The 14,030-nt window shown below is 71.8% G+C and carries 5 protein-coding genes; all 5 read left to right on the top strand.

The annotated features are described in order from the left end of the window. Positions 1–636 precede the first annotated feature (636 nt). Positions 637–5,034 carry a LamG-like jellyroll fold domain-containing protein gene (locus tag ACH5AR_RS03720; RefSeq protein ID WP_396299753.1) on the top strand — a complete coding sequence of 1,466 codons (4,398 nt, stop codon included), beginning with the start codon at positions 637–639 and terminating at the stop codon, positions 5,032–5,034. 86 nt (positions 5,035–5,120) lie between these two features. Further along, the gene (locus tag ACH5AR_RS03715) at positions 5,121–11,579 is read left to right on the top strand and encodes an RHS repeat domain-containing protein (protein ID WP_396299752.1); all 6,459 of its coding nucleotides are present in this window, start codon (positions 5,121–5,123) and stop codon (positions 11,577–11,579) included. Positions 11,580–11,692: 113 nt separating this feature from the next. After that, positions 11,693–12,226: a hypothetical protein gene (locus tag ACH5AR_RS03710; RefSeq protein WP_396299751.1), complete on the top strand. Its 534-nt coding sequence runs from the start codon at positions 11,693–11,695 to the stop codon at positions 12,224–12,226. A 66-nt stretch (positions 12,227–12,292) separates the two neighbouring features. Beyond that, complete coding sequence (locus ACH5AR_RS03705) at positions 12,293–12,898, top strand: DUF4291 domain-containing protein (protein WP_396299750.1); 606 nt, start codon at positions 12,293–12,295, stop codon at positions 12,896–12,898. A 200-nt stretch (positions 12,899–13,098) separates the two neighbouring features. After that, entirely contained in the window at positions 13,099–13,857 is a 759-nt protein-coding gene (locus ACH5AR_RS03700) for an alpha/beta hydrolase (protein WP_396299749.1), read from the top strand. Positions 13,858–14,030 lie beyond the last annotated feature (173 nt).

Raw genomic sequence — 14,030 nt, 5'->3', positions numbered from 1 at the left:
ACGACTGAATCGCTGCGAGCAACTCCTCGGGTGCCCCCGGGTGTTCGGTCCTCCGGGGGCACCTCTGTGCTTTCACGACGCCCGAGTTGGCAATTCCGCCGCGCTATTTTCCGGCAACTCCGCGGTAGCGAAGCCTGGTTATCCGACCTGACGAACAGCCAGTGGCCATTTGGATTTCCCGCGCCGAACACCGCACAAGCGATCTTTCGGACTCCGGGAACCGTACGGCCCCGCCGAGCGTCGGGCCTCGCGCCGCCGCCCTGCCCCCGCTCCACCCTCGCCACGAGACCTCGGATGACCAGCGGCGATGCCCAGACGGAGCGCCGCCGGCCCGGCAGCCGGACCGGCCCGCCGGTGCCGTGCGTCACCGCTCGCGACCGTCGGACGGGCCTCCGAGGCCGGCTGGCGAGCACCCCTTCCGATGTGATTTGCCTCACGGCCAAGTGGCCGGTTCATCCGTTTTCACCCGAGCTGCCCCCCGCCCGGCACGGCCGTACCAAGGGCATATTTCTCACGCTTTTCTGATGAAGCGTTGACAGTTCTTTTAGGTGTCCATAAGGATCCGCTCAAACTTCGCCCACATTCGGAAGTCGGAGCTTACGCACAGTGAGAACAGCAGCAAGACGGTCGGGCAGCATGCTCGCCGCGGCACTCGCCGCGGTCGCGCTGGCCGCGACCGCGGTGGTGCCGGCCGCCGCCGCCACCCCCGGAGGGACACCTCCGCCCGGCGCGACGGAATCCCAGGACACCGCCGAGACCCAGGCCGTCCACGAGGCCGCCCGCACCGGTCAGCCGGTCGAGGTGCTCGCCAAGCGCAGCGAGACCAGCGACACCGTCGCCCAGCCGGACGGCAAGCTGAAGACCACCACCTACGTCCAGCCCAAGCGGGTGCGCAAGAACGGCGCCTGGGTGGAGCTGGACCCGACGCTGCAGTCCCTGCCGGGCGGCGCGATCGCCCCGAAGGGCTCCACCGCGGACCTCCGATTCTCCGGCGGCGGCAGCGAGCCGCTGGTCACCATGGCCCGGGCCGGCAAGGAGCTCAAGCTCAGCTGGCCCAAGCCGCTGCCCAAGCCGACCGTCAACGGCGCGACCGCCGAGTACGCGTCGATCCTGCCGGACGTGGACCTGAAGCTGTCCGCCACCAGGACCGGGTTCACCCAGGTCATCGTGGTGCACACGCCCGAGGCCGCCAGGAACCCCGAGCTGGACCAGCTCCGGCTCGGCCTCCAGGGCCACGGCCTGACCTTCAGCCAGGAGGCGGACGGCACCCTCAAGGCGAAGGACCCGTCCGGCGGCGGCACCGTCTTCGAGGCGCCCGTGCCGGTGATGTGGGACTCCTCCAAGCCGGCCGGCGCCGCGCCGAGCGCCCCGACGAGCGCGCCCGCGAGCGCCCCCGCCGCCGCGCCTGCCGCACCGAGGTCCTTCAAGGCCGCGCCGCAGGCCGCCCCGCAGGCCGAGGCTCCCGCCGCTCCGGCGCAGACCGCCCCCGCCCCCGCGCAGAGCGACCCGGCCGCCGCCGGCTACGGCGACCTGCCCGGCGAGGGCGCCAAGATGACCCGCCTCAAGGTCGACCTGCCCAAGGACGGCCTGGTGCTGTCCCCCGACCAGACCATGCTGGCCGCGCCCGACACCGTCTACCCGGTGATGATCGACCCGGCGTGGAACACCCCGCACGCCGGCGACTGGGCGGGCGTCTCGCGCACCTACCCGAACCAGGCGTACTGGCACTTCACGTACAACAGCACCTACGTCCACGACTGGGGCGTCGGCTACTGCGGCGACACCTCGCGGTGCGCGCCGACCGACGTGAAGCGGGCCTTCTTCCAGGTGTCCAACCCGTTCGTCGGCAAGCAGGTCCTCGCCGCCACCTTCGGCACCTACGAGAGCTGGTCGTACTCCTGCGACGCCCGGCCCGTCGAGCTGTGGAACACCGGCTACATCTCCCCCGGCCTGAACTGGAACGCCCAGAACGCCTCCGGCTTCTGGGGCCGCTACCTCCAGACCATCAACACCGCCAAGGGCTGGAGCGGCAACTGCCCCGGCGGCTGGCTGGAGTACGGCGAGGACGGCGCGGTGCGCAACCTCGTCCAGGACGCCGCCAACTGGGGCTGGCCGACCATCACCTTCGGCCTGAAGGCCCAGAACGAGGGCGACACCCTCGCCTGGAAGCGCTTCACCGACGACGCCTACCTGTCGGTGTACTACAACCTGCGGCCCAACCAGATCCCGATGTCCGACATGACGATGTCGCCGGGTTCCGTGTGCCAGTACCCGGGCATCAAGATCAACAAGATGCCGCAGGTCACCACCCGGGCCACCGACCCGGACGGCGAGGCCGTCGGCGTGCAGTTCGCGGTCGGCTGGGACGACGGCACCGGCCTGCGCCGGCGCTGGTGGTCCACCGGCTCGGAGGACGCCGCACCGGGCTGGGACACCTTCAAGGCCTCCGGCTCGATCTTCTCCTGGCCGCTGCCCACCAGCCTGCCGCAGAACATCCAGCTCGACTGGGAGGCCCGCGCCTGGGACGGCGCCCAGTGGGGGCCGTGGTCCTCCGACGGCGACCCGACCGGCTGCTACTTCATCGTCGACACCTCCGCCCCGGACGGTCCGGCGATCACCTCCAACGCCTACCCGGGCTCCAAGGACGCCACCGCGGCGCTCCCCTGGACCGACGGCGTCGGCCGGACCGGCTACTTCACCCTGAAGTCCGCCGCCACCGACGTGGTCAAGTACCAGTGGGGCCTGGACACCTCGCCGTCCGCGGCGAACGAGGTCGCCACCAGCGGCGGCGCCGGGCAGGCCGTGCGCGTCCAGCCGCAGACCGCCGGCGTGCACTTCCTGTCCGCCCGGGCCGTCGACGGCGCGGGCAACGCCTCGCAGCCCGAGACGTACTACTTCAACGTGCTCGCCGGGCAGCCGCAGCGCGCCGGCTGGTCGATGGACGACCCGAGCGGCACCAGCGTGACCGGCACGGGCGGCGGCTTCGACACCACCCTGGGCTCCGGCGCCACCCCCGGGGCGGCCGGCCACCTCCGCGAGGGCCTCGCCCTCGACGGCACCGCCAACGGCTACGCCGAGGCCTCCTCGGCCGTCCTGGACACCTCCCGCAGCTTCACCGTCTCCTCCTGGGTCAAGTTCAACGGCGGCGACTACAACCGTGCGGCGGTCAGCCAGAGCGGCCCGGACTACTACGCGTTCCAGCTCGGCATCGAGAACGTCGGCGGCGTCCCCAAGTGGGGCTTCAAGGTCCAGACCGCGGCCGGCAACCAGGACGCGACCACGGTCGGCATCCAGTCCACCGACCCCGCCACGACCGGCGTGTGGACCCACCTGACCGGCGTCTGGAACGCGGACGCCCGCACCATCCAGCTGTTCGTCAACGGCAGCCTCATGAAGTCGGCCACCGTCGGCACGGTCTGGGACGGGCACGGCCCGCTGGAGATCGGCCGCAACCGCTGGAAGGGCCAGTGGGTCGGGAACTGGCCCGGCTCGATCGACGAGGTCCGGGTCTGGGACCGCTCCCTGAGCACGGCCGAGGTCACCGACGTCGCCGCCGACAAGCAGCTCGCCACCGGCCGCCCCGCGAAGGCGGTCTGGCACCTGGACGGCACCGACGCCAAGCCGGTCGGCACCGCCGAGAACGACAACCTGACCGCCTACAACGGCGTCGCGCTCGGCCGCCCGGGCATCGCCGACAAGGCGATCCACCTGGACGGCGTCGACGACTACCTGCGCGGCACCCGCCCGCAGGTGGACGGCACCCGGGACTTCTCGGTCTCCGCCTGGGTCAAGCTGCCGGCGCCCACGCCCGGCGACGGCACCGCGAAGATCGCCGTCTCCCAGATCGGCCAGCACAACAGCGAGTTCTCGCTGTACTACTCCGCCTACTGGCAGCGCTGGGCCTTCGGCCGCTACAAGGAGGACACCTCCGCCGACACCCTGGTGCGCACCTGGCAGCCCGACTGCACCCCGGGCACCCAGATCAACGGCGCGCCCTGCTTCGCCGGCACCACCGGCGAGTGGACCCACCTGCTGGGCGTCTCCGACACCGCCGCGAAGAAGCTGCGCTTCTACATCAACGGCTTCCTGGTCGGCGAGTCGGACTACACCCAGAACGCCCCGTGGGCCAACCCCGGCCCGATCCAGATCGGCGCCGTCAACCGCGAGGGCGTCAACGGCGAGTTCTTCGGCGGTGACATCGACGACGTGCGGATCTACGACCGCGTCGTCACCGGTGCGGAGGCCGGCGCCATGGTGCAGCAGCGCCCGCAGCTGGCCGGCCGCTGGAAGCTCAACGCGGCCGCCGGCACCCCGGCCGTCACCCCCGACGAGGGCCCGGCCAAGGCCGGCGCCCAGCTCGGCGGCGGCGCCTCGATCAAGGCCGACGGCGGCCTGTTCCCGACCGCCGGCACCCTGCTGCTGGACGGCGCCACCGGCTACGCCGCGACCGCCTCGACCCCGCTGCACACCGGCCAGAGCTTCACCCTGGCCGGGTGGGCGAACACCGCGGGCGTCCCGACCCGGAAGATGACCGCGTTCTCGGTCGCCGGCGCCAACAACAGCGCCGTCACCGTGCGCTGGGTGCCGCTGGGCAACAACCCCGTCACCGGGCAGCCGTACGGCCAGTGGGAGGCCGAGGTCAGCGACACCGACGCGGGCACCGGCGCCAAGCGCACCAGGACGGCCCACACCTCGGCCGTCTCCGTCATGGAGAACTGGACGCACCTGGCGGTCAGCTACGACGCCTTCTCCGACCGGCTCGCCCTGTACGTCAACGGCCAGGTCGAGAACCAGGGCTGCGCGGACGGCGACAGGACCTGCACCGCGCACATCTCCTGGGCCGCGGGTGTTCCGCAGCCCTACGAGGCGGGCGGCGGCGTGCAGTTCGGCCGGAACCGGGAGTCCGGTGCGTGGGGTGAGTACTTCTCCGGCGAGCTGGACGACGTCTGGCTGTACCAGGGCGTGCTGAGCCCCGCGCAGATCGCCAAGCTGGCCGACTACAACGCCGTGCTGGACACCTCCACCGGCGTCTGATCCCGATGTCCAGGGGCCGGGCGGACACCGACCGCCCGGCCCGTGGTCTGTCATATCCCCATCCTTTCCGAGGAGTTGTTCCACCCATGAGCAGGAAGAGGTCGGTGCCGCGGCCGACCCGCACCAGAGTGTCCGCGGTCATCGCGGGCGCGCTGGTCGGGTCGCTGCTGCCGGCACTGCCGCTGGCCGCCGTCGCGGCGGCCGCGGAACCGTACACCAAGCCCTCGGCGGTCTCACCCGAGAAGCCGGTCAAGGGCTCGGACGCGAAGGCCAAGGGCCGCAAGGCCGACACCACCGTCAGCAAGACCGACGGCAAGCACGGCGCCCTGCCCGGCGCGGGCAGCGCCACCGTCGACGTGCCGGGCGAGAAGGGCAAGGCCGTCAAGGCCGGCAAGCTGCCCGTCGCCCTCTCCTCCGCCGGCTCGGCCGGCAGGGCGAAGGTCGAGCTGTTCGGCCAGGACGCCGCCGCGAAGGCCGGCGTCAACGGCTTGCTGCTGACCGTCACCGGCGCGGACGAGAACAGCGGCCTGGCCGTCGACTACTCGTCCTTCGCCCAGGCCGCCGGCTCCGGCTTCGGCTCCCGGCTGAAGCTGGTCCGCCTGCCCGAGTGCGCCCTGACCACCCCGGACCTGCCCGAGTGCCGGGTGCAGACCCCGCTGCCGGGCGGCAACGACACGGCGAAGCAGACGGTGGCCGCGGACGCGCTGACCGCCGCCCCGGCCGGATCGATGCGGCTGAACGCCGCGCCGGGCGCGATGGTGCTGGCCGCCACGACCGGCAGCGCCGGGCCGAGCGGCGACTACAAGGCGACGCCGCTGTCCAGCGCGTCGAGTTGGTCGACGGCGCTGAACAGCGGCTCGTTCAGCTGGTCGTACGACATGCCGCTGACCGCGATGCCCGGCGGGCTGACCCCGAAGATCGGCCTGTCCTACAACTCCGGCGCGATCGACGGCCGGACGGCCAACAGCAACAACCAGGCCTCCTGGGCGGGTGACGGCTTCGACCTGTCGCCGGGCTTCGTCGAGCGCAGCTACAAGGCGTGCGCGGACGACGGGGCGCCCAAGACCGGAAGGTCCAGCCCCGGCGACCAGTGCTGGGGCACCGACAACGCCACCATCAGCTTCGCCGGGCACGCGGGCGAACTGATCCCGGTCTCCGGCGACGAGTGGCGGATCAAGAACGACGACGCCACCAAGGTCGTCCGTGTCCGCGACACCGGCCGGGGCAACGGCGACAACGACGGCGAGTACTTCCGCGCCACCACCACCGACGGCACCACCTACTACTTCGGCTACAACCGAATGCCCAACTGGAGCGCGGGCAAGCCGGAGACCAGGTCCGTCTACACCGTGCCGGTCTACGGCAACAACGCGGGCGAGCCGTGCAACGGCGCGGACTTCGCCTCGTCCTGGTGCCAGCAGGGCTGGCGGTGGAACCTGGACCTGGTGGTCGACGCCCACGGCAACGACGTCACCTACTGGTACACCCCCGAAACCAACAACTACGGCCGCAACCTGAAGGCCACCGACCGCACCCCGTACGTCCGGGGCGGGCGGCTGGACCACATCGAGTACGGCCAGCAGAAGCAGGACATCTACTCCGCCACCGTCAAGCCGATGGGCCGCGTCGACTTCGCCACCGCCGAGCGCTGCCTGGAGACCGACACCGCACTCTGCGACCCGGCGAAGATCGACACCAACCGGCAGTACTGGTACGACACCCCGTGGGACCAGAACTGCAAGGACGGCACCGACTGCACCGGCCAGTACGCGCCGACGTTCTTCACCCGCACCCGCCTCACCCAGGTCGCGGCCAAGACCCTCCAGGCCGACGGCACCTACGCCACCGTCGACACCTGGGACCTGACCCACAAGTGGGGCACCGCCGACTACGACTACCAGCTGCTGCTGGACTCGGTCAGGCACACCGGCTCCTCCGCCGCCCCCTCCGTCACGCTGCCCAGGACGACCTTCGCCTACAAGCAGCTGGCCAACCGGCTCGACAAGGTCGGCGACGGCCGCATGCCGTTCATCAAGCAGCGCCTCGGCACCGTCACCGACGAGCTCGGCGGCCAGATCGACGTCAACTACTCGGCGCCGGCCTGCGACTGGAACGCACTGCCGACCCCGGAGAACAACACCACCCGCTGCTTCCCGCAGATGTACCAGCCCTCCGAGGAGACCCCGGTCACCACGGAGTGGTTCAACAAGTACGTCGTCGACGCGGTCATCGCCACCGACCGCACCGGCGGCGCGCCCGACATGGTCACCCGCTACACCTACCTCGGCGACGCCGCGTGGCACTTCGACGACGAGGACGGCCTGACCAAGGAGAAGCTCAAGACCTGGTCCCAGTGGCGCGGCTACGCCCACGCCCGGATCGAGACCGGCGGCGTCACCGGCATGTCCACCCAGGCCGACCACTACTTCCTGCGCGGCATGGACGGCGACCGCAACAACCCCGCGGACAAGAACGCCAAGCGCAGCGTCACCGTCGACGACGGCCAGGGCGCCACGCTCACCGACGACGACGCCTGGGCGGGCTACGAGTACCGCACCGAGCAGTACGACAAGCCCGGCGGCGTGGTCCTCGTCAAGACCGTCAACACCCCGTGGAAGAAGGAGACCGCCAAGCGCGTCCGCGACTGGGGCACCACCACCGCCAACATCGGCGGAATCAGCGGCACCCGCACCTTCACGTCCCTCGACAAGGGGGCCGGCAGCGCGTGGCGCGAGACCCGCACCGGCACCACGTTCGACGACTACGGCCGCGTCGTCCAGGCCGAGGACCTCGGCGACGTGGCGACCGCCGCGGACGACAAGTGCACCCGCACCACCTACGCCGACAACGTGGGTGCGTGGATCCTCACCGGCTCGATCCGGACCGAGACCGTCGCCGCGGGCTGCGCCACCGCCGTGGACCGCCAGACCCGGGCGGACGGCACGTCAGTCGTGCTGTCCGACACCCGGAGCCGCTACGACGGACAGGCCTACGGCGCCGCCCCCACCAAGGGCGACGTCACCCTGGCCCACACCCTCAAGTCGCAGAGCGGAAACAGCGCCACCTACCTGGACACCGCGGTGTCGTTCGACGTCTACGGGCGCGCGCTGACCTCGACCACGCTGGCGTCGACCACCGTGTTCGACACCACCGGCGCCACCGGGCCGGTCACCACCGCGTCCCCGAACGCCCGGACGACGACCACCGCCTTCAGCCCGGCCACCGGCCGCCCCACGAAGTCCGTGGCGACCACCCCGCCCGCCAAGGCCGGGGACGCCACCACCACCCAGACCACCACCACCGACTACGACCTGCTGCGCGGACTGGCCACCGACACCGTCGACGCCAACAACCGCCGCACCGACCTCCAGTACGACGCGCTCGGCCGCACCCTGAAGGTCTGGCTGCCCGACCGCTCCAAGGCGACGGGTCAGACCCCGAACCAGGAGTACGCCTACACCGTCGACGAGGGCCGGATCGCCGCCGTCGCCAGCCGTTCGCTCAACGACGACGGCTCCCAGCAGACCGCCTACAGCCTCTACGACGGCCTCGGCCGGCTCCGGCAGTCGCAGTCGCCCGGCGACAACGGCGGCCGGGTGCTGACCGACACCTTCTACGACGAGCGCGGCCAGGCGGCCCTCGCGTTCGCCCCCTACTACGCCACCGGCGCGCCCTCGACCGCCCTGTTCAAGCTCGACGACACCGTCGGGGTGGAGTCGCAGACCAAGCAGGAGTTCGACGGTCTCGGCCGGGTCGTCAAGTCCACGCTGCTCGCCGGCAACGGCGTCGGCACCCCGGTCTCCACCACGCTCACCGAGTACGGCGGCGACCGGGTCACCGTCACCCCGCCGCTGGGCGGCACCCCGACCACCGCCATCAGTGACGTCGCCGGGCACACCACCGAGCTGCGGCAGTACAACGCCGCCACCCCGACGGGCCCGTACGAAGCCACCACCTACGGCTTCGACCCGGCCGGTCACCTCACCAAGCTGACCAACCCGGCCGGCACGGTGTGGAGCTGGACCTACGACCAGCTCGGCCGGCAGACCAAGGCCGTCGACCCGGACAGCGGCACGTCCGTGAAGACGTACAACGACCGCGGCGAGGTGACCGCCTCCACCGACGGGCGCGGCCGGACGGTCGCCAGCGTCTACGACAACCTCGGACGCCTGACCGAGACCCACGAGGACTCGGCGGCCGGCCCGCTGCTGACCTCCCAGGCCTGGGACCCGGCCGGCAACAAGGGCCTCCAGTCCTCCAGCTCCCGGTTCAGCACCGTCGGCGGCCGGACCTACGAGTACAAGACGACGTACTCGCTGTTCGACGCCCGTTCCCGGCCGACCCGCACCACCGTCACCGTTCCGTCCGTCCCCGGGCAGGAGGCGCTGGCGGGCAGCTACGTCACCGGCACCGTCTACCGCCTCGACGGGCAGGCCAGGAGCACCGCGTACCCGGCGGCCGGGAACCTGCCGGCCGAGTCCGTCGCGTTCACCTACGACGCCCTGAACCGGCTGACCGCCTCCGAGGGCCTGACGAAGTACCAGACCGGGCAGACCTTCAGCCTCACCGGCAAGCCCTTGCAGACCACCCTCGGCAACGGCACCGCCGGCAAGGACGTCTACGTCACCAACGCCTACGAGTGGGGCACCCAGCGCCTCGCCTCGACCCGCACCGACCAGTACGGCGTCACCGGTGCCACGCGCGCCGCCGCCTACACCTACGACCAGGCCGGCAACGTCACCTCGGTCACCGACACCTCCCGCTCCGGCACCGACCGGCAGTGCTTCAGCTACGACCACCTGGTCCGCCTCACCGACGCCTACACCCCCGGTTCCGGTGGCTGCTCGGCCCCCGACGGCACCCGGCTCGGCGGCCCGGCCCCGTACTGGACCAGCTGGACCTACAACGCCAACGGCACCCGGGCCAGCGAGACGCGGCACGACACCACCGGCAACACCGCCCAGGACGCCACGACCGCCTACACCTACCCCGCCGCCACCGCGGCCAAGCCCCACTCCCTCACCGGCACCAGCACCGTCACCGGCGCCAACGGCGCCCCCGTGCAGGAGAGCTACGCCTACGACGCGTCGGGCAACACCACCGAGCGGCACCTCAGGCCGGGCGCCGGTCGGACCAGTGACCAGGCGCTGACCTGGAACTCGGAGAACCGGCTCGCCAAGGTCACCGACACCGTCACGACCACGGCCGCCTCCCCCACGACCGTCACCTCCGACTACCTCTACGACGCCGGCGGCAACCGCCTGCTCGGCCACACCCTCGACACCGCCGCCCCCGCCGCCGAGAGCTGGACCCTCTACCTCGGCAACACCGAACTCAAGCTGGTCAAGGGCGCCGCCAAGGCGACCGCCACCCGCCGCTACCCCCTCGGCGCGGCCACCGCGGTCCGCACCGACGACAACAAGCTGACCTTCCAGATCAACGACCACCACGGGACCGCCGAGGTCGGCATCGACGCCACCACCGGCGCCGTCGCCCAGCGCCGCACCACGCCCTTCGGCGGCGTCCGCGGCGCCGGCCCCACCCCCTGGGCCGACAACCGGGGCTTCCTCGGCGGTGTCCAGGAGGCCAGCGGGCTCACCCACCTCGGCGCCCGCGACTACGACCCCGCCACCGGACGGTTCATCTCGGTGGACCCGCTCCTGGAGGCGGACAAGCCCCAGACCACGAACGGCTACACCTACTCCGCCAACAACCCCGTGACGTACTCCGACCCCAGTGGCATGGCCTTCGAGGAATGCGTGAACGGGATGTACGTCTGCACCAACATGGGCACCAAGCCCGTCGAGGAGGGGAAGCGCTACAACGAGATCGTCGCGGAGAACCACCGCGCCGAGGAGGTCCAGCGACAGAACATCAAGAAGGCGGCACGCAGCGAGGAACTGGGCCGTCGTGCTGCCGCGGCCTACACCTCGGGCGGGAACTTCGACGCCAAGGCCGTCCTGGATCCCGACGCGCCCCAGATCGCCGCGTTCTTCTTCATGGGGATCGCTCCCAGCGAGTACCACTTCGACGAGAACGACAAGTTCACCGCCCAGGTCCGCCAGCACATGTGGCTGGACGTGGTCCGCAAGTACCTGGAGCAGCGTCCGGGCACCAAGCTCGGCGAGACCATCACGGGCCTCGACTACAAGACGACCTACGGCGCCAGCCTCAACGACATCCCGTTGAAGCTGATGATGGCCGCCGAGCTCTCCGACTTCGGGTCGTACCTGATCGGGAACCGGGATCCGGAGTCGGTCGAGGGGTCGGCCCGTGCCATCCTCGGGTCCTTCAACCTGAAGGCGACCGTCACCGACTACGGGAGCCTCAACCACACCGCCAAGGTCCAGTTCGAGCTCACCCAGAGCATGACCAAGGAATCGCTCACCCGAGGGGTCTCCCCGGAGGGCTACTCCTCGGGCGCGAAGGAAGGCGGCGCCGAGGCGCTGTCGGGTGCCATGTCGTCGGTGTTCCCCGCCGGCCAGCGTGCCGTCGGCTTCACCGTCACCTGGACCGAATCCATCCGGATGTCGGTCGACCAGTAACCTCGTGACCCTGCGGGCGGGCCGGTACTCCGTACCCGGCCCGCCCGTCGTGCTCCACAGAGAAAGGCAAGTCCGTGCTCCTCCCCGCACGATCCGCGTTCACGGCACTCCCGGTGGTCGCAGCGCTCGCCCTCCTGACGTCGTCCTGCGTCGACAACCGGACCGCCCCGGCGCCTCCGGTCGTCCAGGTCACGGCAGCGGACCTCGAAGGGACGTGGACGGGCTGGGGCGGCAGCAGCGTCACGCTCGGTCCGGCCGGCGCGGCACGGACCGCACGGCTCGACGGCCAGGAGTTCCGGTTCGACGACAACTGGCGGATGACCGGCCAGGGGAGCTGGGAGCTCTACGAACCCGGGCGCTACCGGGGCGGAAACACCGTGGGCCGCGGCTTCGTCGTCCACCTCACCGTCACCTCCGACCCCGGCGGGGCCGCACCGGGCGGGGAGGCACCGACCGAGCCCGCCGCGGCCTCCGCATCGCCGTCCACCGGCGTCGACGAGCGGGAAGCGGCCGGCCGGACCGCGCCCGCACCGGCCCAGGGCACCTGGGACATGGGTGTCACCCGGGACCGCGACGGCCGGACCATCCTGTACTTCCTCACGTCCGACCCCGACAACCGGGACACCTACTCGCTGTCGAGGAAGTAGCCGGCGCTGCCCGTCCTCAGGGCCCAGGCCCCGGAAATCCGCTGGCACCGGGCGGGCCGGGGACCGATGCTGGGCACCGTGTCAGAACCGAAGCAGCGGATCCGCGCCCTCCACACCGACTCCACGGTGACCGTCTACCAGGCGTACGCCCCGGCGATCGGCCTGCCCGCCGCGCGGGACGGGCGGTTCCCGGCGGCGTGGAAGCGGGACCGGATGACGTGGATCAAGCCGTCGTTCCTGTGGATGATGTACCGCTGCGGCTGGGCGGCGAAGGAGGGCCAGGAGACCGTCCTGGCGGTCGGGATCACCCGCGAGGGCTTCGAGTGGGCGCTGGCGAACAGCTGCCTGTCCCACTACGTGCCCGGGCTGCACCCGGACCGGGCCGCCTGGAAGCAGCAGCTGCAGCGCTCCCCCGCGCGGGTGCAGTGGGATCCCGAGCGCGATCTGCACCTGCGGCCGCTGCCGCACCGGTCGCTGCAGCTCGGCCTGGCCGGGGAGGCGGCGGAGCGGTACGCGGACGAGTGGATCGTCTCGGTGGAGGACGTCACCGCGCTCGCGCACGCGGTCCACGCCCGGGTGCGGGCCGGGGACCTGGACGCCGCCCGGCGGCTCCTGCCCGCCGAGCGCCCCTATCCGGCGGGCGACGCGCTGCTCGCCCACCTGGGCGGCTGAGCGCGGGGCGCCGGGAAAAGCGCTTGGAGGAACCCCGGCCGGCCTGGTAGCTTTCCGGTCGACCGTGACACCGTCCGAGGAGGTGAGACCCGTGAACGCAGTATCGACGTGGGTGCTCCCCCTTGTGGTCACGGCCGGCGGCTGACGTAGGCGTCGCCGGGAGCGCCTCGATCACCAGGCACTCCCGAAAGGCACCAGCCGTGCATACTCTCCGTTTCACCTCCGAGTCGTCGTCGAACGGCATGACCGAGCGCGACTTCACCGTGGGCGACGTCCCCGGTGTCCTCTGGTCGCCGGCCTCCGGCGCCGACCGCGCCCCGCTCGTCCTGATGGGCCACGGCGGCGGCACCCACAAGAAGCACCCCTCGATGACGGGGCGCGCCGAGCGCTTCGTGAACGGCTGCGGCTTCCACGTCGCCGTCATCGACGCGCCCGGCCACGGCGAGCGCCCGCGCAGCGCGCAGGACGAGGCCGACGTCGCCGAGCTGCGCAGGGCGCAGGCGGCGGGCGCGCCGCTGGGCCCGGTCGTCGTCCCGTTCAACGCGCGGCTGGCGGAGCTCGCCGTGCCGGAGTGGCGGGCGACGCTGGACGCGCTCCAGCAGCTCCCGGAGATCGGTCCGGACGGGCCGGTGGGCTACTTCGGCATCGCCATGGGCACCGCGCTCGGGCTGCCGCTGGTGGCCGCCGAGCCCAGGATCAGGGCCGCGGTCCTCGGCCTGATGTGGCCCGACGCGTTGGTCGAGAAGGCGAAGCAGATCACCGTCCCGGTGGAGTTCCTCCTCCAGTGGGACGACGAGCTCATGCCGCGCGAGGCGAGCCTCGCGCTGTTCGACGCCTTCGCCTCGCAGGAGAAGACGCTGCACGCCAACGCGGGCCGGCACTTCGACCTGCCCAGGTTCGAGGCCGACAGCGCGGCCCGCTTCTTCGCCCGGCACCTGCGCCCGGACCGCGCGGCGTGACGGGGCGAGGTGTGAGGGGGCGAGGTCTGACGAGGCGAGGTGTGACGAGGTGAGGTGAGCGGTGGCGGGGCCCCGCCCCCCCGCCCGGCGCCGCCCCGGCGTCCCCGGGGGCCCGGCGTACCCCCCCATGCTCGCCCTCTGAAGGGGGGGTTACACCCCCAAAAATCGGTTGG

Source organism: Kitasatospora sp. NPDC018619, from assembly GCF_044391605.1.
Taxonomy (GTDB): Bacteria; Actinomycetota; Actinomycetes; order Streptomycetales; family Streptomycetaceae; genus Kitasatospora.
The sequence above is the reverse complement of the archived record's forward strand: the minus strand, read 5'-3'. Positions and strand labels throughout refer to the sequence as shown.

Bases quoted from the DNA above. Each gene is read 5' to 3' on its own strand.
- ACH5AR_RS03705 (WP_396299750.1), top strand. From the start codon at position 12,293: ATGCTGGGCACCGTGTCAGAACCGAAGCAGCGGATCCGCGCCCTCCAC.
- ACH5AR_RS03720 (WP_396299753.1), top strand. From the start codon at position 637: ATGCTCGCCGCGGCACTCGCCGCGGTCGCGCTGGCCGCGACCGCGGTG.
- ACH5AR_RS03715 (WP_396299752.1), top strand. From the start codon at position 5,121: ATGAGCAGGAAGAGGTCGGTGCCGCGGCCGACCCGCACCAGAGTGTCC.